Below are 19,495 nucleotides of genomic sequence, written 5' to 3'. Positions count from 1 at the left end.
CTGTTTAATTCGCATGATGCGTTGCAAAAAAGAGAGCACCCGCTATGTTCGCCTTTTCACGTTTTCTGATCTATTTCACTGAAGTGGCCCGCCAGGGCTCGCTGCGCAAGGCTTCTGAGGTGCTGCACGTCTCCGCATCGTCTATCAACCGACAGATCTTGCATGTCGAGCAGCAGCTGGATATGCCGCTGTTTGAGCGCCACCCATCAGGATTACGTATGACTGCCGCGGGGGAAATCCTGCTGAATGCGGCAAAAAACTGGCAGCGTGAGTTTGGGCGGGTATGCACACAGCTGGATGATTTGCGCGGTCTACGCCACGGCCATGTACACATCGCCACGATCGACGCGATCAACCGCGGTTTCTTTTCAGCCGTTCTGCAGCGTATCCGGCAGGAGTATCCGGGCATCTCTTTTACCCTGACCACCATGAGCAATATTCACATCGGCAAAGCGCTGATCGCCGGTGAAGCGGATTTTGGCATTATGCTCAACCCGCAAAGCTCGCGTGAGTTGCTGGTGCAGTGCTTTTCTGATCTGCGGTTAGGGATTGTGGTGAGCAGCCAGCATCCGCTGGCGCAGCTGGACTCCATCCGTTTCAGCCACTGCGAGTCCTGGCCCTTTATCGTACCGGCATCGCCGCTGATGCTGGCTGAGCCGCTGGAGGCGCTGATAAATAGTTCAAGCATTACGCTGAATGAGGTCGGGCGCACCAACAACATTCATATGCTGCGTTCACTGGTGCGCGACAATGTAGGCATCAGCCTGATGTGCTGGCTGGATATCATCGATGAATACCGGCGTGGCGAACTGAAATTTATCCCGCTTATCGACAGCATCCTGAAGCCGTTTACGTTATCACTCTGTATTGCGCCGCAGCGTCAGCTGTCGGTTGCCGCCTCCATGATGCTGCATGAGCTGGAGTCCTTCTTCGCCTTGATGCAAAGCGAGGAGGCCCGGGCAGGAGAGATGTGACCCGCCCGGGCACTTTTTCTGAGCATGGCCGGGCGGGGTTGGTTGACCCTCTGCCTGATGCCGCATCAGGCAGAGGGTCAACCGTTAAAAGATTAATTGCACTTTGGCGGCACGTTCTTTATCCGAGGCCAGTTCCAGGGCATGGGTGGCCTCGTGCATGTCCATTTCCGCAGAGAGCAGCGGCAGCGGATCGATCTTGCCTTGTTCAAGCCAGCGCACCGCCGTCGTAAATTCACTGGTAAAGCGGAACGAGCCCCTTAACTGTACCTCTTTGACAAGTAAAGGCCCGATGGGATAATTAACCTCAGGTGCGCCCATCCCCAGCTGAACGATAATGCCGCCGGGCCGGGTAAACGCCACCAGTGAGCTGACCGCCATCGCGGCGCCGGAGGCTTCAAAGCAGACGTCAAAATGGCCGCCATTTTCCGCCCACATCGAAGTTTTTACCTCGTCCCGCGGATCGACGGCCGCCGAGGCCCCCATCTCTTCCGCAAGGGCACGGCAACGCTCGCTGATATCCGTTGCGACTACTTCGGTGGCACCAGATGCCAGTGCAGCGGCAATCACCAGACACCCTATCGGCCCTGCACCGGTCACCAGCACCCGCTTACCGGTTAACGCCCCCGCCTGGCGCACGGCGTGAATACAGACTGCCAGCGGTTCAGCGAAGGCGATAATTTTGGCGTCGGCCTTCTCACCGTAAGGGACGCATTGCTGCGGGTTGACCGCCACATACTGTGCAAACCCGCCGTTAACATGCGGGAAAAACTGCGCGCTGCCCATAAAGCGCATTGAACGGCAGAGGTTTTGCTTTCCCTCCTGGCACAGTGCGCACTGCGTACAGGGTTGGGAGGGGTTGATGGCCACGCGTTGCCCCACTTTCAGGCTGCTGTTTGCCGCCGCCTGTTCGATAACGCCGACAAACTCATGCCCCAACACCATCGGTTCCTTGAGGACGGACATACCGGCGCGGCCGTGCTGGAAATAGTGGATATCGGAACCACAAATACCGCCGCGCTCAACCCTGACCAAGACCTGATCATCACTCCATTCAATGTCTCGCGGCTCACAGCGCACATCATGTGCGGCATTAACAATTACGGCGTTCACTGTTTTCTGATGCATCATGCTTCTCTCTGTACGTTAGAGGATGTTTCAAATCTGTTTTTCGACTCGGCCCGTTCGTCTCCCGGCGGGGTAATTACTTCAATTTTTCCAACCAGTAACAGATAAGCTAAAAATCCAGTCAGGGCGACGGCGGCGATATACCACATGGCATACTGGAAACTGTGTGTCCGCTGCAGGATAACGCCAATGATGATCGGGCTGACAATCCCTGACAGGTTGCCGAAAATATTCAGGAACCCCCCGAGGGTGCCGATCAGATGGCGGGGGATGACATCACTGCACACCACCCAGCCCAGGTTTGAAAAAGCGTTGGCAAAGAAGGCAAACGATAATATCGCGATGGCAATCACCGGGCTGTCCTGGAAAAAATTCACCAGCGCAATCGAGCAGGTCAGCAGCATCCCCGCCATGACCGGGAGTTTGCGGGCAAACGTCCGGCTGTGGCCGCGTTTCAGCAACACGTCACTCAGCGTACCGCCGCACAGCACACCGGCCATCGCCATCAGATAGGGGAACATCGCGCCGATGCCGGCCTTATCAATAGAGAGGTGTAACCCTTTTTCCAGGTAAACAATAAACCACGTCAGGAAAAAGTAGAGGGTGGACGAGGCGGCAAACTGCGCAATGAACAGGCCCCAGGTGGTGCGCTGGCGCAGGATATATTTCACTGACTGCCAGTTCACTTTTGTGCTGCCCGCCGGCGAATGCGTGGATCCGTGACCGCCGCCTTTGCGGATAATCTCAAGCTCTTGCGCGTTTGCTTTGCGGCTGTGCTGCGGATCGCGGTAAGCCACCAGCCAGTAAATGCCGAACACAATGCCGACCAGGCCGGAGAGATAAAACGACATTTCCCAGCCCCACTGGCTGACAATAAATGACAGCAGCGGCGTCAGCAGGGCGAGGCCGATATACTGTGCGCTGGAATAGGTGGCGGTTGCCCTGGCGCGCTCATGATCCGGAAACCAGGTGGCAATGATTTTTGTGTTGGAGGGAAAAGAGGGCGCTTCAGCCACGCCGATCAGCGCACGGCATACCAACAGCATCATAAATGAGGCGGTCGCGGTGGTGAAAAAATGGTGTGAGGCCAACCCCATCAACAGGGTAAACAGACTCCACAGCACAATGGCACTGCCGTAGAGCCAGCGTGAGCCGATGCGGTCGAGCAGATAGCCGACCGGGATTTGGCTGATGGCATAAAACCAGGTAAACATCGAAAACAGTAAGCCGAGTTGCGTGGCAGACAAGAAAAATTCACCCTGGATGTGCGAACCCGCCACCGCCAGATTAGCCCGGTCCATATAGTTAATGGCGGTAACCACAAACAGCATCAGCAGGATGCTGAAACGTGCACGCGTAGGTTTCATGTTCATCGGTGCGCTTCCCCCAGGTGGTGTGTGCATCCTGTGTGGACATTGCCCCGACGACTGACCGGTAATGCCCCTGCGAGTCTCTGATTCATGTTATGATCTCTGGTCGCTCATGGAGTAGGGTATGGCCGAGTCTTCACGCTCAGCTTCAGCTCAGGTCTCAGATGGCCTGTTACAGCGTGGCCAGCCAGCCGCCGTCCACGTAAATCATCTGGCCGTTTACGTAGTCCGACGCCGAGGAGGCCAGATAGATCGCGGTGCCCACCAGCTCTTCAGGTTTCCCCCATCGGCTGGAGGGATTGCTGCTGCAGACCCACTGATTAAAGGCTTCGTTTTCCACCAGCGCCTCGTTCATGTCGGTCAGGATGTAGCCCGGCCCGATGCCGTTGGTCTGGATATTGAAGGCTGCCCACTCGGCCGCCATCGATTTGGTCAGCAGCTTGATGCCGCCTTTCGCGGCGGTGTAGGGCGCAACCGTGGCGCGCGCCGCTTCACTGGTGAGTGAGCCGATATTGATAATTTTGCCGCCGCGCTGACGCGCCACCATGCGTTTGGCTGCCGCCCGGGAAACCAGGAAGGCGCTGGTCAGGTTGACATCCAGTACCCGCTGCCAGTCGCTTAACGCCAGTTCCAGCATCGGTTTTCTGAATTGAATCCCCGCGTTGTTGATGACGATATCGACATGAATCTCCTGCTCGTCGAGCTGTTGGAACACAGCTTCAATAGCCTCTTCATCCGCGACACTGAACAGAAACCCTTTGGCTTCAATACCCTGCGCCTGCAACTGCGCCAGTGCGCTCTCCATGTGCTCTGGCCGCGTACCGTTCAGGATCACGTTTGCGCCGGCTTGCGCCAGACCTTGTGCATAGGCAAACCCCAGGCCGCGTGTTGATCCCGTGATCAAGGCGGTTTTACCGCTCAGGTTAAATATCGTCTGCATAGTGGATTACCCTTCATGTAACATGACTAACAAGTTGAATGAGGTTGTTTTACGTTAAGCGCAGAAATGCAGCAATTAGCAGGGGAGAAATTTGTAAGATAAATCACAAATTTTTAACTTAAGGGGACACCCTATGATTGACGTGTTACATTTCAACGCTATGAAAAAACAGTGAAAATAAAATATTCAGCCTGTAACCGCATTCTGAACGGTGAAATTTCCCCTTGTCATCTCCCCGGCGACGCGTTAAAAATCGTCAGACATGTAGGACAAGTGAGTAATACCGTGGCGCTGGAAAGTATCCAAAAACATAATGTGGTTGATGTCATTTATGAGCAGATGAAAAAGAACATCCAGGATGGCCTGTGGGAACCTGGTTGCAAATTGCCATCAGAGGCTGAATTGACCTCAACCTTTAAGGTCAGCCGCGTCAGCGTAAGAAGCGCGGTGCAGAAACTTCGCGACCTCGGCGTGGTAGTGACGCACCAGGGAAAGGGCACCTACGTCACCCGCGAAGTGGCGCGCTACGGGGCCTTCAACGATAACCAGCCCATTCTGCACCTGTCGCAGGAGGAGTTTGATGACATGCGCGTCTTCCGCCAGACCGTTGAATTCAAATGCATGGAGCTGGCGGTACAGAATGCCACCGATGACGATGTGAAAGCGCTGGAAAATGCCTTAAACCGCATGCTGGTCAGCAAAGATGACTACAAAAAATACTCGCTTGCCGATTACGATTTTCATCTCGCCATTGTAAAAGCGTCACATAACAAAGTGTTCATCCACGTCATGGAGTCCCTGAAAGGGATCTATGTGCATTACCTTGAAGAGCTGAACCGCGTACTCGGCATCACGCTTGAAAGTGTTGAAGCGCATATCAAAGTGTTCATGGCGTTGAAGAACCGGGATGCCGCGCTCGCGGCCGACACCCTGAACAGCGCCATGACACACAATGTGCATGCCATCGAGGGTGCCCGGCATAATTGATATATAAAGCCCGTTACGGGCTTTATTTAAAATCAAACTTGTAGGACATCATACAACAATAAGTGACGTAAGGATTATCATGAGCAACCTGAAAATTACTGACGTAAAAACCATCCTCACCGCCCCCGGCGGTATCGATCTGGTCGTGGTTAAGATTGAAACCAGCGAGCCGGGTTTATACGGCCTGGGCTGCGCCACCTTTACGCAGCGTATTTTTGCTGTGGCTGCCGCTATCGAAAATTACATGAAGCCGTTCCTGATCGGCAAAGATCCTTCCCGCATTGAAGATATCTGGCAATCCGCCGCCGTAAGCGGTTACTGGCGTAACGGCCCGGTGATGAACAATGCGCTGTCGGGTATCGATATGGCGTTGTGGGATCTGAAGGGTAAAGTGGCTGGTCTGCCGGTTTACCAGCTGCTGGGCGGGCAGTGCCGTGACGGCGTCCCACTTTATCGTCACTGTGACGGTGCGGATGAAATTGAAGTTGAGGATAACATTCGCGCACGCATGGAAGAGGGCTATCAATATGTCCGCTGCCAGATGGGGATGTATGGCGGGGCGGGAACGGATGACCTGCGCCTGATCGCCGGCAAGCTGGCGAAGGCCCGTAATATTCAACCTAAGGTGTCGCCACGTAATCCCACCCACGGTATTTATTTCGATCCGGATGCCTATGCGCGTGCGGTACCCCGCCTGTTCGACCATTTGCGTAATAAACTCGGCTTCGGCGTCGAATTTATCCATGATGTGCATGAACGTATTACCCCGATTGCCGCCGTGCAGATGGCGAAAACCCTTGAGCCTTATCAGCTGTTTTTCCTGGAAGATCCCGTCGCACCCGAAAACATTGACTGGCTCAGTAAGCTGCGCAGCCAGTGCAGCACGCCGATTGCCATGGGCGAGCTGTTCACGCAAATCAACGAGTGGAAACCGCTCATCCAAAACCAGCTTATTGACTACATCCGCTGCCATGTAAGCACCATTGGCGGTATCACGCCAGCGAAAAAACTGGCGACCTTTGCTGAGCTTTATGGCGTGCGTACTGCCTGGCATGGGCCGGGGGATATTTCACCGGTGGGGGTGGCGGCGAATCTGCACATCGATCTGAGCATCACCAACCTCGGCATCCAGGAATACACGCCGGTGAATGATGCCCTGCAGGACGTGTTCCCCGGCTGCCCGGAAATTGACCGGGGTTACGCCTACCTGAGCGCTCGCCCGGGATTAGGGGTCGATATCGATGAGAAGGAAGCGGCGAAATATCCGGTTTCCGGCGGGATCCCGGACTGGACGAATGCCCGTTTACCCGATGGTACGGCAGCGCGCCCTTAACAGGGAACCCCCGTGGCCACCGCCTGAAACAGATTGCGCCCACGGGCTGCAATCTGTTATTTCTCGGGTACACGATGGCTTTCTGCAAGGGAGTAAAACATGCGACGAAGAGAGTTTATCAGCGGCACTCTGGCGGCATTGTGTCTCACCCGCCCGGCATTTGCCCTGGCGCAATCCGCAACGCGACCGGCTCTCCAGCGCGTTTTCACCTCACCGTGGCTGGCTAACGGTGTGGCCGTCTCCGCTGAGGGGGCATACTTTATTAACCTGCCCCGCTTTGAGGGACATGCCGATTCACCGGCGTTAGCGCGCGTGACAGACAAGGGGCCGGTGGCCTTCCCCGGTAACCACTGGAACACCTGGCGTGCCGGCGATGAGGGCGTAAATTCCCTGGTGAACGTCAATGCCTGCCACATCTTCGATAACCTTTTGTGGGCCGTCGATCAGGGGGCACCGCCGGGAGGGAAACCTCAGGCGGGCGCGGCTAAACTGGTGGCGTTTGATATTCAGTCAGGTGAAGTGAAAAAGCTGATCCGCTTCGATGCAAACGCGCTCCCGGAGGGCGGCTCACCTAACGATCTGCGTATTCATGGCGATCTGATCTATGTGACGGATTCGGGGCTGGGCGGCATACTCATTCATGATATGAAAACCGGCCTGACCCGCAGGAAATTGTCGGCTGCGGCACCGTTACGAAAACCCGAAAATCTGGTGCAGAAAGGGTTTCAGGGCCGGGTGCTGATGGATGCTGACGGTAAAAAACCGGCGGTACACAGTGACGTGATTGAAGTGACGGCTGATGGCAGCCGGCTCTATTACGCAACGCCCACCGGCCCGCTTTTCCGCATTCGTACGGCGTATCTCTTAGACGATTCACTGGATGACAACGCGCTGGAAAAGAAACTGGAGAAAGTGGCGGATATTCCCAGCATCGGCGGTTCAGCGATAGACGCAGAGGGCAATATTTACCTGTCAGACGCAGAAAAGCGCGCCATTGAGCGCCTTCGGCCCGATGGCTCGAGGGAGACGTTGATCCAGGACGATCGGTTGGTGTCGCCCGATGCGTTGGTCATAAGCCGGGGGTGGATGTACATCCCTGCGCCGCAGATTGAATACCTCAGCCAGTACAATCAGGGCAAAGACCAGACTCGTGCCCCCTGGTCAGTTTACCGCTTCCGTTTGCCTGACAACGTTCACCCTGCCTGAGTGGATTTCTGTGAGGGCGGGCCCTGTTAAGGGAACGCTCCGCCCGTCTGCAGCAATATTACCCACCCGCCTGATGACAATCCTACGTGGCCTGCGCCGCAGAGCGGATAGCCAAAACCTGGCTGAATCGTTTTAACTTTCCTTTGAGTTAAGACGCGTTTAGTCACATAAATGCCTGCAAAAGAGTAAGCGGACACACAATTTCGTGACCTTTCCCACGTTTATCAGCCTAAAAACGCCCGGATCCCGGCGGCGGTGATGCCAGTCACGTTTTCCTGACCCTGCTGTTTGTACTCTGGCGGCTCGTTAGCTAAATCAATTCAGCAAACAGGATGAAGAAAATGAAAAAAGCGTGTCTGGCAGGGATGATCATGGCGGCAATCAGTGGGCAGGCGGCAGCGCAAAGCTGGGTGCTGACGGATGCTGAACGCAGCACTGAGCTGGGAAACTGGCAGGTCAGTAGCCAACAGCTGAAATTGTCTGGTGAGCACTTCAGCCTGCAACAGAAAGTGTTGCATGGCGGCAAGCAGGAAGGCTCAAAAGTGCTGACCATCACCAGTGAAAACGGCCTGACCATCGCGCTCAGCCCGACCCGCGGCATGGATCTGTTGCATGTAAACGGCCACGGCGTGCGCCTCGGCTGGGATTCGCCGGTGGATGAAGTGGTGAACCCGGCGTACATCAACCTGGAGAGCCGCAACGGGCTGGGCTGGCTGGAAGGGTTCAATGAGATGATGGTGCGCTGCGGCTTTGAATGGACCGGCCACCCGGTCACCAAAGACGGCGTGATCTACACCCTGCACGGCAAAGCGGGCAACACCCCGGCCTCGAAAGTGGAAGTGATCGTCGATGATCAGGCACCGCATGAAATCCGTATCCGGGGCCTGCTGAAAGAAACGACCTTCAAAAAAGCGAAACTCGAAACCTGGACGGAGCTGCGCTATGTGCCGGGCGCGGATTCCTTCACCATTCACGATGTGCTGACCAATAAAGCGGACTATCCGCATGATTACCAGATTATTTATCACAGCAACTTCGGGATGCCGATCCTGGAAAAAGACGCGCGTTTCCTGGCGCCGCTGAAATCGGTGTCGCCGTTTAATGATTATGCGAAAAAAGGGCTGGCGGACTGGAATGTCTATGGCGCGCCGACCAAAAATTTCGATGAGATGGTGTTTAACCTGGTGCCGAAAGCGGACAGCAGCGGCAAAACCGTGGCCGCGGTGGTCAACAGCAAAGGGGACAAAGGCGCGGCGATTGAGTTTGATACCCACCAGTTACCGCTGCTGACGATGTGGAAAAACACCGACACCCAGAAGCAAGGTTACGTCACCGGCATTGAACCGGGCACCAACTACGCCTACCCGGTGACGATTGAGAAAGAGCAGGGCCGGGTGAAGCAGTTGCAACCGGGACAGAGCACCGACTTTGTGCTGACCTATTCGCTGCTGAAAGATGCTGACGCGGTGAAACAGGTGGAACAGCGGATCACCCAGATTCAGGGGGAAGAGAAAACCACGGTGGACGAGAAACCGATCGCCGTCGAGTAACGGCGCTGAACACCGGGCCGGCATCGCGCCAGCCCGGTAGGCGCATTAAGGGATTATCCCCCGGCGCTGCGCATGGTTGTAAAGCCCGTCTCTGGCGAGGTTTTTCATCTTCACCTCACACATGATGTCAAAGCCCTCAAACGACAGCGCCCAATCATTCAGGGTGTTATTGAAGTAGTAGTCAGAGTGCGCCCGCAGCTTGGTTTTTGGCAACCCTAGCACCAGCTGGTCCGGGAAGCCCTGTTCCGGGATCAGGCCTTCCTGTGAGATGGAGTAGTGCAATACCGGCCGGACGCCGCGCCAGGAGGCGATGACCTCTGCCACGCGCGGGTCATCCGGCGTGATAAATTCATTCTCTTTTACCCAGTGGTGGTGGATGTCCAGCACGATCGGGCATAACGGTGCCGCTTGCAGCACGTCATCCAGCGAGCAGGAGATCTCATCGTTCTCCACGGTCAGCATCCGTCTGGCCTCTTCGCTGAGTTGCCCGAAGGCCGCCTGAAAGCCCTCAAACCCTTTCCGGCCATTCATATGGATATTGATTTTAAAATCCTGGAAGGTTTTGCCATACCCCATTAACGTCGCGCACAACGCATGATATTCGACATCCTCAATCGCCCGTTCGACCACCAACGGCGTATCAGACGCCAATACCGAATATTGCCCGGGGTGGAACGACAGCCGGATGTTATATTTGCGCGCAATCTCACCGCAGCGGGTAAATAATGGATAAAGTTCAGGCAGGAACGCGTTATATAACGCGGTGGCTTCCGGCACGGTATATAACGGCAGCAGATCGCTGCCAATACGCATCATCCTTAACGCGTCGGGTAATAATGCCAGCTGCTCCAGCGTTAACGCGAGATTGGTTAAATTAATGACGGAGATGTCATAAATCAGCTTTTTCTGTTCTTCAGCAGGCAGACTAAGAAAGCGCTTTCGGGTCGTGGCCCTGAACGGGAACGGCTGTTTCAGGTCAGAATTAAGATATTTACAAGCAAAGCCTAGTTTCATTATACCCCCTGTGAACGTCAGATAAGTGTAACAGCTCACAGGGAGTTGGGTGGGAACAGGTAAGGAAAAGCACAGCCCGGCGTTATTCCTTTCCGGCCACGGCAGGTGCGCCGGTAAAACCGACCCGGCCGATGAACGGCAACCGCAGCGCCGGGGAGGCGATGTCCACGCCGAGGTTCAGCCCCAGGATATTAAATTCCAGCCCTTCCTGTGCACCGGCCGTGATGCCCAGTACCCCCAGCAGCGAGACCTGCACGCCACGGCCGGAAGGCGGCAGCCCCACCGGGCTAAACAGCGGCCGGTAATCCTTACCAATGGCATTGGACGGTAAATCCAGCGCCAGTTCAGGCACTTCCCGGCCGATGTGCGCCATAAAGGTGTTGCTGTTGGGGCCGGGCCAGGCGTGATAGGTATGGGGGAACGGGTAGCGTTTGATCGCGGCTTCAATTCTCGGGATCATCGCTTCCGCCTCTGCACCCTGATGGGAGACCAGCAGCGTGGGTTGCGAGCCGAACCAGAAGCCGTCCGGGATCGCGTAATCACGGCGCACCACATTGTTGCCGCCCCAGCCGATCACATCGTAACGGGTGTACTGGGTTTCGCCCGCCCGTTTGAAGATGATCCATGGGTGCAGCGCCACCCGCCCGCGCCAGCCATAGGTGGGCGCGGCGTAGATTTGCACGATGGCGATTTTACTGAACGCAGCCGGGTCCGGTGCCAGGTGGGCGGAGTCACGGCGGGCGGTCGCCCAGCTTTGGGTGGCCGGGGTTTCCCGGTCTTGCGAGGCCCGGGCAAAGCTATATCCCAGTGATAAAAAGACGATACACAGGTAGCAGAGACTAAACCATTTAAGGTAAATCATAGTGTCTTCACGGTGGGGGTGGTCAAACCACTAAATTACTGTAAATAAATACAGCGGGCAAGGGCGGAGGGCGATTGTCCGATGAATATTTTTTAAACAGAACCGGGTTTACCCACCCACCTTCAAAACCGCTTTCGCCGGTCGTAATGCATGAAAAACCAGCAGACTCGCCGCAGGAAAACGCGGAAAACCAGAACCTTAGCTATACTTCTTCTTATGTTGACGCAAAACGGGGTGCCCGCATGATCAAAACACTGGAAGAACTCGATAAAGTCCGTGATGACTGCTATCGCCTGGTCACCCGCCGTTCATCCCTTTCCGGGGTCGCTTCGGCCGTGCCGTTGCCGGGGATCGATGTCGGTTCGGATGCCGCAATTTTGCTGGAGATGTTACCGGCGATCAGCAAGCGGTTTGAATTGTCAGAGGCAGATATTGAGGCGCTGGACCCGACCACCAAAGCCCTGGTGCTGACCACCGCCGGCAGCCTCGGCTCTAAGGTAATCGGCCATTCGATTACGCGTGATTTAGTGATCAGACTGCTGAAAAAAGTGGGTGTAAAAATGGCCTCTAAGCAGCTGGTGAAATATGTGCCGTTTGCCGGGCAGATTATTGCCGCCGGTATTGGTTTCACCGCCATGAAATACGTGGGAAATAACCACGTCAATGCCTGTTATCAGGTAGCGAAAGCCGCCATTGAGCATCCGGATAATGCCGGAAATACGGCGTTACCCAGCGATTAAATTTATTCTCCAGCGCCTTAAGGGCACTGGAGAATAGCTATTCACACCGGTAAGTTTACCCCAACCGGCTATTTCCCACGGCAAGACGATCGCCTTTGTATTTATGGTTCAGATCGCCGACGCCATCATGCTCTATCAACGTGAACAGGAAGTCAGAGTATTTGCACAGTGCTTCGTCCATCTGCTCAATATAATCGTGCCGGTCATAGGTGCGGTCCAGCCCGACCAGACTCTGGTTAAGGATTTTCCGCGAGACATCACTGGTGACATTCAATGAGGCCAGGCAGCTTCTGGCCGTCCGGCGCAGGTCGCGCGGTGAAAAGGGTTCCAGCGTCGGCATGGTTGGGTCACTGAACATCCGCCGCAGCGCCTGGCTGAGCACCACTTTGGACATCGGCGCGCCGGGCTTTTTGTTGGACGGCACCAGCCACTCGCTGCCTTTGCCGGCAGCGATCAGCTTCTCGATGCAGAGCTTCATGATGGGGCTGATCGGCAACCGGTGGTCACGGTGGGATTTGTTGCGGTTGCCCTGGTTCCACATGCCGTTTTCCAGATCAAACTCGCTGACCCTGGCGCGCAGCACTTCATCCGGACGACGCGCGGCGGCCAGCACCAGCCGGGACGCCCAACGGGTAGATTCGCTGACGTTGTGATAATCCCAGATGTGCCAGAACACCCAGATTTCCGCATCTGACAAGGTGCGCTCCCTGGGTGCAGGTGCCGTGCCGCCGACTTTATTGATCGGGATGTCCCCAACCGGGGATTGTTCCAGATAACCCTGATAAACACACCAGGCCAGGAATTGCTTCATCAGAGAAAACACGCGCTTACTCTGCACAATTTTCCCTTGCATGATCAGCGGGTTGGTCAGCCGGTTAACCGTGACCTTATTGATCTTTGAGATCGGCAGGTCAGCGATTTTCGGCATCACATGGATCAGAATGCAATGCACGCCCAGTTCTGGGCGGCGGCGCGTCACCATCAGCGACAGTCGGGTAAACAGCATAAACGCTTTGCTGAACGGCGGATCGTTGTCGGAATAGTCTTCCAGTTGGTCAATCGGCGTCGCGAGTGTTGCGGCCAGGTAATCGATGGTGTCGGCCGAGCAATTCTCTGCCACCTTATCGGCATTGAAGCCTTTGATCATGGCGGTTTCTCCACAGGATTTGGTGCAGCATAGCGCGTCTGGAGAAATGATTCCATACCTTCCAAGTATGGAATCATTTTGGTGGATTTAGGGGGAATCTGAGGGAGCTTGTGAAGCAAGGTATACTTCGTACTGACATTTTGATAATTGTCAGTATGGAGGCTATTTCCCTGAAGTACTCTCTGATGCAGGAAAACCCGCTTAAAAAGACAGCTATGGGTGAATTATCGATCCAGGAAATCCATCATCACTGTATTGCCACTACCCAAAAGATTATTCAAGGCTTTGGCTGGCATGATATTTCACTAAGTGTACTAAGCACTGCTGATAAAGAACGCCTGAAATGTGGTGAATATACAGGCGAACTTAACTGGCAGTGGGCGATGAATCACTATAGCGGTGATGCCAATGATGGAATTATTAATATCTCTTTGAAAGTGATGGATTACGCTGACTCAAGCGCTCTGCATGCAGTGATACTTTGCAAATATGATGTGCGCCGGGCAGAATTCTCTCTCTGTATGCTTGAGAATTTTATCGCGAGTGAGCAAATTTCTCTGACAGGTAATGTCCTGATCATCGCGTTGATCTACTCAACAACATTTTGCGATATCCTTGAAATCGATGATGTCATCATCCAGGATCCTACAAAAGAGGCAAAGCCACGTTATCGCTCTTATGGTTTTGCCGATGTCTGGTCAGATTTTAACAAAATGTCTTCAACGGTAAGCGACATTAAACAATGCATAGTTGAAAAAATAGCCAGTATTGTATAACGCATCATGCTATACAAAAATGCATGCTGATTATTAAGCGACCAAATCTGCGATAAGATTATGAGTAATATGCAGCCTTTTATCAGGAGATATTATGATTAAACAACATAAAAAGATTGATCCCGAAAAAGCGTTGGCGGCGTCGAAACGTTCTATAGATTTTTGGGCCGGCATTGACGGTAATAAACTTGCAAAGGTCAGGCTTAAAGAAAAAGAGATGGATATTCTGGGTAAGAAACGAGACCAGCATGCCATTAAGTTTGCTTAATCCTGGGTAAATAGGAAATTTTATTAAGATAATGCCGGCTACAAAAGTAGACGGCATTATTATTTTTGATGCCTGCAATATTGGCCATTTAAAAAATAGCTTCATAAAGTACAAAAAGAGACTAAATCAGTGTTGATACAGTACCTTTATGGTACCAAAAGGATGTGATTTAGGTACCATTTTAGTGTGGTGCATGGTTCATTCCCTGATGAAACATTGATTTCACCGGCAGGCGCAACTATGTTTAAAAGAAGGTGGGAGACACATCCCTGTTCTTTTTTTCTGTTTATAAGGAGCGTAAATGTCCGATTCTAAATATATCCGTATCGAGATCTTCTCCGCCGATGAGAATACCGGCAAGACCTATAAGATCTTTACCTCCCCGACGGAGGAAAAAGGCGAGAAACGCCTGGAAGGCTCGTGTGCCTGGCAAAATACCCTGCCGAAAAATTACAGTGATGAAGAAGTATTACAGGAAGCCATCCAGCATCTGAAATCGGAAGGGTTCACCAAAGACGATATCCAGGATGTCACTTACCACTGAGTGGCGTTCATGCCCGGCCGCCCGGCGCGGGCATAGTCAAACAACGCGGGCTGATTTTTCCCCGCTTTCCCATCGTTTCAGCGTGACAACGTCACTTCACTTCCCGCCCCATAGTCTATGATTGTTCTGCGTCTACGGCCTGAACCGGAACCTGCGGCACTGTTCCCATCACCCGATTCCGGCACAGCTCCGGCAATCCGTCACGGCATCCGGACACGCACTGTGCGATGTCGTCCATTATTTTCTGGGTAAATGAGGCAATCGAATGGAGTCTAAGTCATTTCATAAACGTTGGGGGGCCGAGTATGTGGCCACCGATACAGTCCGCTTCCGTCTCTGGGCATCCGGCCAGAAAAACGTGACCCTCCGGCTTGCCGGCGAGGAGATCGCCATGCAAGCCGTGGGCGATGGCTGGTTCGAACACCAGGCCACCGGCGTGGCACCCGGCGTGGAATACCAGTATGTGCTGGCCGACGGCATGGCCGTGCCGGACCCGGCCTCCCGCGCGCAGAAAGCCGATGTGAACGGCCCGTCTCTGGTTGTCGATCCCACCCACTACCGCTGGCAGCACAGCGACTGGCCGGGCCGCCCATGGGAAGAAACGGTGGTCTACGAGATGCACATCGGCACCTTTACGCCGGAAGGCACCTTCCGCGCCGCGATCGAGAAACTGCCGTACCTCGCGGAACTCGGGATCACCATGCTGGAAGTGTTGCCGGTCTCGCAGTTCGGCGGTAACCGCGGCTGGGGGTATGACGGCGTGCTGCTCTACGCGCCGCACTCGGCGTATGGCACACAGGACGATTTCAAAGCCTTTGTGGATGCCGCGCATGGCCATGGCTTGTCAGTGGTGCTCGACATCGTGCTGAACCATTTTGGCCCCGAAGGCAATTACCTGCCCAAACTGTCACCGGATTTCTTCAATAAAGACCGCATGACGCCCTGGGGCGCGGGCATCGCCTATGACGTCGCCGCCACCCGTGACTACATCGTAGACGCGCCGCTCTACTGGTTGCAGGAGTTCCACCTGGATGGCCTGCGGTTCGACGCCATCGACCAGATCGAAGACAGCGCGGACAAACATGTGCTGATCGAGATTGCGGAACGCATCCGCAAAGAGATCGCTGACCGGCCGATCCACCTCACCACCGAAGACAGCCGCAACGTGATTTTCCTGCACCCGCGCAATGAAGACGGCAGCACACCGCTGTTCACCGGCGAGTGGAATGACGATTTCCACAACGCGGTGCATGTGCTGGCGACCGGCGAGACCCACGCCTATTACCAGGATTTTGCCGACGAACCGGAAAAACGCGTCGCCCGGGCGCTGGCCGAGGGCTTCGTCTATCAGGGCGAGGTCTCGCAGCAAAAAGGTGAAAAACGCGGCGTCGACAGCACCGGCCAGCCGCCGCAAGCCTTTGTGGATTTCATCCAGAACCACGATCAGGTGGGCAACCGCGCCCAGGGCGAGCGGCTGATTTCGCTGGCCGGGGCCGATCGCACCAAAGTCCTGCTGGCCGCGCTGCTGCTGTCGCCGCATATCCCGCTGCTGTTTATGGGCGAAGAGTATGGCGAGACGAACCCCTTCCTGTTCTTCACCGATTTCCAGGGCGATCTCGCCAAAGCGGTACGTGAAGGGCGCGCCAGGGAGTTTGCGGGCCATGCCGGGCATGAGGGCGAAGATGTGCCCGATCCCAACGCTGAAAAAACCTTTGCGATGTCCAGACTCGACTGGGCAAAACCCGGCAGCGCAGAAGGCAGCGCATGGCTGGACCTGACCAAAGCGCTGCTGACCGTGCGCCGGGAGAAGGTGGTGCCGCTGCTGGCGACGGCAGGCGGCCGGAGCGGCAAGGTCATTAACACCGCTGAAGGCTTCGTTGCCGTGAGCTGGACGTTCCCGGCCGGTACGCTGTCAATGGCATTAAACATCGGTGACAGCGCCCAGCCGCTGCCCGACCAGCCGGGCGAAACGATCTTTGCCTGGCCCAAGGCGGGCAACGACCTGCCGCAGCATTCTATTCTTGTCCGTTTTGCCCAGGGAGGCCCCCAGTGACGATACCCAGCGCGACGTACCGCATTCAGTTCCGTAACGGCATGACCTTTGACCGCGTCGTGGGCCTGGTGCCCTACCTGAAACGGCTCGGCATCAGCCACCTGTACGCTTCACCGGTCTTTACCGCGACCTCTGACTCGACCCACGGCTACGATGTGACCAACGCCAACGAAATCGACCCGGCGATTGGCGGCCGTGAAGGCTTCGACCGCATGGTCAAGGCGCTGAAAGCGGCCGATCTCGGCCTGATCCTCGACATCGTACCGAACCACATGGCGTCTTCTCTGGAGAATGTCTGGTGGTATGACGTGATTGAGCACGGTGAAAACAGCCGCTATGCGCACCATTTCGACATCGACTGGTCGCGCCGCCTGACGCTGCCGTTTTTGGGCGACACCTTCGAGGCCGCGCTGGAGAATGGCGAGATCGCCGTGAAACGTGACCCGAACACCGGCAAACCGGCGCTCGCCTATTACGAGAGTTTTTACCCGCTGAACCCGGAGACCTGGGCAGATCGTGAAGCCGAGGTGCTGGCCCTCACGGACACCGCCGCGATTGCTGACCTGCACGCGCGCCAGTCCTGGCGGCTGATGTCGTGGCGCGACGCGCCGCGTGACCTCTCCTACCGCCGTTTCTTTGAGATCACCGGGCTGGTGGGCGTGCGGGTAGAGGACGACGCGGTGTTTGACGACACGCACCGGCTGATCCTGGAACTGGTGCGCTCCGGCGCGGTGGACGGGCTGCGGGTAGACCATGTGGATGGGCTGGCTGATCCGAAAGCCTATCTTGAGCGGCTGCGGCAGGAGGCCGGGCCTGAATGCTACCTCACGGTCGAGAAAATTCTCGGCGAAGGTGAGCAGCTGCCGGCGGACTGGCCGGTCTCCGGCACCACCGGTTACGAATTCGTGGCCGCGCTCTCTGACGCGCTGGTAGACGGCGGCAAGCTCGACACCCTGCGTGACGCCTATGACAAGGTGGTAGGCAAGCCGGTGGACATGAAAGCCGAGCTGCGCGCCGCCAAACTGCTGATGGTAGACAGGAATTTCGAAGGGGAATTCACCACGCTGTTGCGCATCGCCCTGGAGATTGCTGTCACGGAAAACACCACGCCGGACGAGCAGGCGGTGCGTTCTGCGCTGCGCGAGCTGCTGGTGGCGTTTCCGGTCTACCGCACCTACGGCACCACCGCCGGGCTGCCGCCGGAAGGCCGCCAGTTGCTGAACAAGGTGGTCAGCAAGGTGAATGCCGGCGCACACGCGCCCGATCCGGCGGCGCTGGCGTTTATCACGCAGATTCTCACCGGCGAGGTCTCTGAGGCCGCAGCCGGGCAGGCGGCCACCTTCCGCACCCGCTTCCAGCAGCTCACCGGCCCGCTGATGGCGAAATCAGTGGAGGATACGCTGTTCTTCCGCCAGAACATGGAGCTGGCGCTGAACGAGGTGGGAGCAGAGCCGATACCGGGCGACTTCTCGCTTAAACGCTTCCACGCGGAGATGAAAACGCGCCTTGACCACCAGCCGGATGCGCTCTCCGGTACCTCCACCCACGACACCAAACGCGGCGAGGATGCCCGCGCGCGGCTCTACACGCTCACCGAAGCCCCGGCGCACTGGGCGGAGTGTGTCGCCCGCTGGCGGCAGATGAACCAGCCGAAGGTGGCGATGCTCGACGATGGCGCGGCCCCGAAAGCGGCCGGTGCCTGGATGCTCTATCAGGCGCTGGTGGGTGTCTGGCCGGTCAGGCTGCAACCGGACGATACGGCGGGCCTGAAAGCGCTTGAGGAGCGGTTCCTGGCGTTTGTGGAAAAAGCGCTGCGGGAAGCAAAACTGCGCACCGACTGGGCTGACAACAATGACGCCTACGAAGAGGCGGTGCTGAACTATGCCAGCCACCTGCTCTCTCCGGACAACCCGGCATTTTTGCAGGATTTCGTCAGCACCTTGCAGCCCTTTATCCGTGCCGGGCTGGTCAACAGCCTGACGCAGACGGTGGTCAAACTCACCGCGCCGGGCGTGCCGGATATTTACCAGGGCAGTGAAGCGCTGAACTTCAGCCTGGTTGACCCGGATAACCGGCGTGAACCCGATTTCGCCGCACTCCAAAAGATGCTGAACGGGCATGAAAAACCCACTGCCGCCACCGAGCAGGACTGGCTGAGCGGCCGGGTAAACCAGCATGCGATCGCCAAAACCCTGCGGTTACGTCAGGAGAAACCGGCGCTGTTCCGCAAAGGTGACTACCTGCCGCTCACCGCCACCGGCACCTGGGCCAGAAACGTCATCTCCTTTGCGCGGGTGGAAGGTGACGACGCGCTGATCGTCATCACCCCACGGCTGGTGCTGAGCCTGCTTCAGGAGAACAACACTCTGCCCCACACGCAGCGTTTTACCGGCACGGCGATCGCCCTGCCTGACGTGCTGGCCAACCGCCGCTACCGTGACATCCTCAGCGGTGAAGAGATCGCCCTCACCGACCGCCTGACGCTGGAGTCGGTGGATTGCTGCTCCGCGGTGATTCTGGTCAGCCTGTAACGCCAATGGCACAGGGCTGAATACCGGGAAGGCATGCCGGTATTCAGCCTCCTTTCCAACCCTATTCCTCCTCGC

General features: G+C 56.1%; 17 protein-coding genes. 11 read left to right on the top strand and 6 right to left on the bottom strand.

Annotation, left to right across the window (positions count from 1 at the left end):
* The first annotated feature begins 44 nt into the window (after positions 1-44).
* Complete coding sequence (locus tag CYR55_RS17085; RefSeq protein ID WP_101817566.1) at positions 45-974, top strand: LysR family transcriptional regulator; 930 nt, start codon at positions 45-47, stop codon at positions 972-974.
* 84 nt (positions 975-1,058) lie between these two features.
* Here CYR55_RS17085 and idnD read toward each other — a convergent pair whose 3' ends face one another.
* The 3 genes from idnD to CYR55_RS17070 form a co-directional block, all read right to left on the bottom strand.
* Positions 1,059-2,099, bottom strand: coding sequence for an L-idonate 5-dehydrogenase (gene idnD / locus CYR55_RS17080; protein WP_101817635.1), 1,041 nt, complete (start codon positions 2,097-2,099; stop codon positions 1,059-1,061).
* A complete protein-coding gene (locus CYR55_RS17075; protein WP_101817634.1) occupies positions 2,099-3,466 on the bottom strand; it encodes an MFS transporter in 1,368 nt (455 codons plus the stop codon). Before CYR55_RS17075 ends, idnD begins: the two co-directional genes overlap by 1 nt.
* Before the next feature lie 175 nt (positions 3,467-3,641).
* Complete coding sequence (locus CYR55_RS17070) at positions 3,642-4,409, bottom strand: SDR family oxidoreductase (protein WP_101817565.1); 768 nt, start codon at positions 4,407-4,409, stop codon at positions 3,642-3,644.
* Positions 4,410-4,694: 285 nt separating this feature from the next.
* Here CYR55_RS17070 and CYR55_RS17065 point away from each other — a divergent pair, with 285 nt between their 5' ends.
* The 4 genes from CYR55_RS17065 (at position 4,695) to CYR55_RS17050 (ending at position 9,485) form a co-directional block, all read left to right on the top strand.
* On the top strand, positions 4,695-5,396 hold the full coding sequence (locus CYR55_RS17065) for a FadR/GntR family transcriptional regulator (protein WP_101817633.1): 702 nt from the start codon (positions 4,695-4,697) through the stop codon (positions 5,394-5,396).
* Between the two features lie 79 nt (positions 5,397-5,475).
* The gene (locus tag CYR55_RS17060; protein WP_101817564.1) at positions 5,476-6,729 is read left to right on the top strand and encodes an enolase C-terminal domain-like protein; all 1,254 of its coding nucleotides are present in this window, start codon (positions 5,476-5,478) and stop codon (positions 6,727-6,729) included.
* A gap of 99 nt (positions 6,730-6,828) precedes the next feature.
* Positions 6,829-7,935 (top strand): SMP-30/gluconolactonase/LRE family protein, encoded by a 1,107-nt coding sequence (locus CYR55_RS17055; protein WP_101817563.1) that lies wholly within the window; start codon positions 6,829-6,831, stop codon positions 7,933-7,935.
* Between the two features lie 341 nt (positions 7,936-8,276).
* Positions 8,277-9,485, top strand: a complete 1,209-nt coding sequence (locus tag CYR55_RS17050; RefSeq protein WP_101817562.1) for an aldose 1-epimerase family protein — start codon at positions 8,277-8,279, stop codon at positions 9,483-9,485.
* Positions 9,486-9,530: 45 nt separating this feature from the next.
* Here CYR55_RS17050 and CYR55_RS17045 read toward each other — a convergent pair whose 3' ends face one another.
* Complete coding sequence (locus tag CYR55_RS17045; protein ID WP_101817561.1) at positions 9,531-10,499, bottom strand: apurinic/apyrimidinic endonuclease family protein; 969 nt, start codon at positions 10,497-10,499, stop codon at positions 9,531-9,533.
* An 82-nt stretch (positions 10,500-10,581) separates the two neighbouring features.
* Positions 10,582-11,361, bottom strand: a complete 780-nt coding sequence (locus CYR55_RS17040; protein ID WP_101817560.1) for a DUF3750 domain-containing protein — start codon at positions 11,359-11,361, stop codon at positions 10,582-10,584.
* Between the two features lie 242 nt (positions 11,362-11,603).
* Between CYR55_RS17040 and CYR55_RS17035 the strand changes: the two genes are divergently transcribed.
* On the top strand, positions 11,604-12,101 hold the full coding sequence (locus CYR55_RS17035; protein ID WP_146000999.1) for a hypothetical protein: 498 nt from the start codon (positions 11,604-11,606) through the stop codon (positions 12,099-12,101).
* Positions 12,102-12,156: 55 nt separating this feature from the next.
* Here the strand turns inward: CYR55_RS17035 and CYR55_RS17030 are convergent, their stop codons facing one another.
* Complete coding sequence (locus CYR55_RS17030; protein WP_101817558.1) at positions 12,157-13,248, bottom strand: tyrosine-type recombinase/integrase; 1,092 nt, start codon at positions 13,246-13,248, stop codon at positions 12,157-12,159.
* A gap of 110 nt (positions 13,249-13,358) precedes the next feature.
* Between CYR55_RS17030 and CYR55_RS17025 the strand changes: the two genes are divergently transcribed.
* From CYR55_RS17025 to treY, 5 genes are all read left to right on the top strand, one after another.
* Entirely contained in the window at positions 13,359-14,024 is a 666-nt protein-coding gene (locus CYR55_RS17025; protein ID WP_146000998.1) for a hypothetical protein, read from the top strand.
* Between the two features lie 94 nt (positions 14,025-14,118).
* The gene (locus tag CYR55_RS23605) at positions 14,119-14,292 is read left to right on the top strand and encodes a hypothetical protein (RefSeq protein WP_165699619.1); all 174 of its coding nucleotides are present in this window, start codon (positions 14,119-14,121) and stop codon (positions 14,290-14,292) included.
* 301 nt (positions 14,293-14,593) lie between these two features.
* A complete protein-coding gene (locus tag CYR55_RS17020) occupies positions 14,594-14,836 on the top strand; it encodes a hypothetical protein (protein ID WP_101817556.1) in 243 nt (80 codons plus the stop codon).
* Between the two features lie 265 nt (positions 14,837-15,101).
* Positions 15,102-16,889 (top strand): malto-oligosyltrehalose trehalohydrolase, encoded by a 1,788-nt coding sequence (gene treZ, locus CYR55_RS17015; protein WP_101817555.1) that lies wholly within the window; start codon positions 15,102-15,104, stop codon positions 16,887-16,889.
* Positions 16,886-19,420 (top strand): malto-oligosyltrehalose synthase, encoded by a 2,535-nt coding sequence (gene treY, locus CYR55_RS17010; RefSeq protein ID WP_101817554.1) that lies wholly within the window; start codon positions 16,886-16,888, stop codon positions 19,418-19,420. Before treZ ends, treY begins: the two co-directional genes overlap by 4 nt.
* The last annotated feature ends 75 nt before the right edge of the window (positions 19,421-19,495 follow it).

Origin of the sequence: Chimaeribacter californicus, assembly GCF_002858675.1 — a bacterium.
In the GTDB taxonomy this organism is placed as follows: Bacteria; Pseudomonadota; Gammaproteobacteria; order Enterobacterales; family Enterobacteriaceae; genus Chimaeribacter; species Chimaeribacter californicus.
Note: the sequence above shows the minus strand (reverse complement) of the source record. Positions and strands in the feature narration are given on the sequence as shown.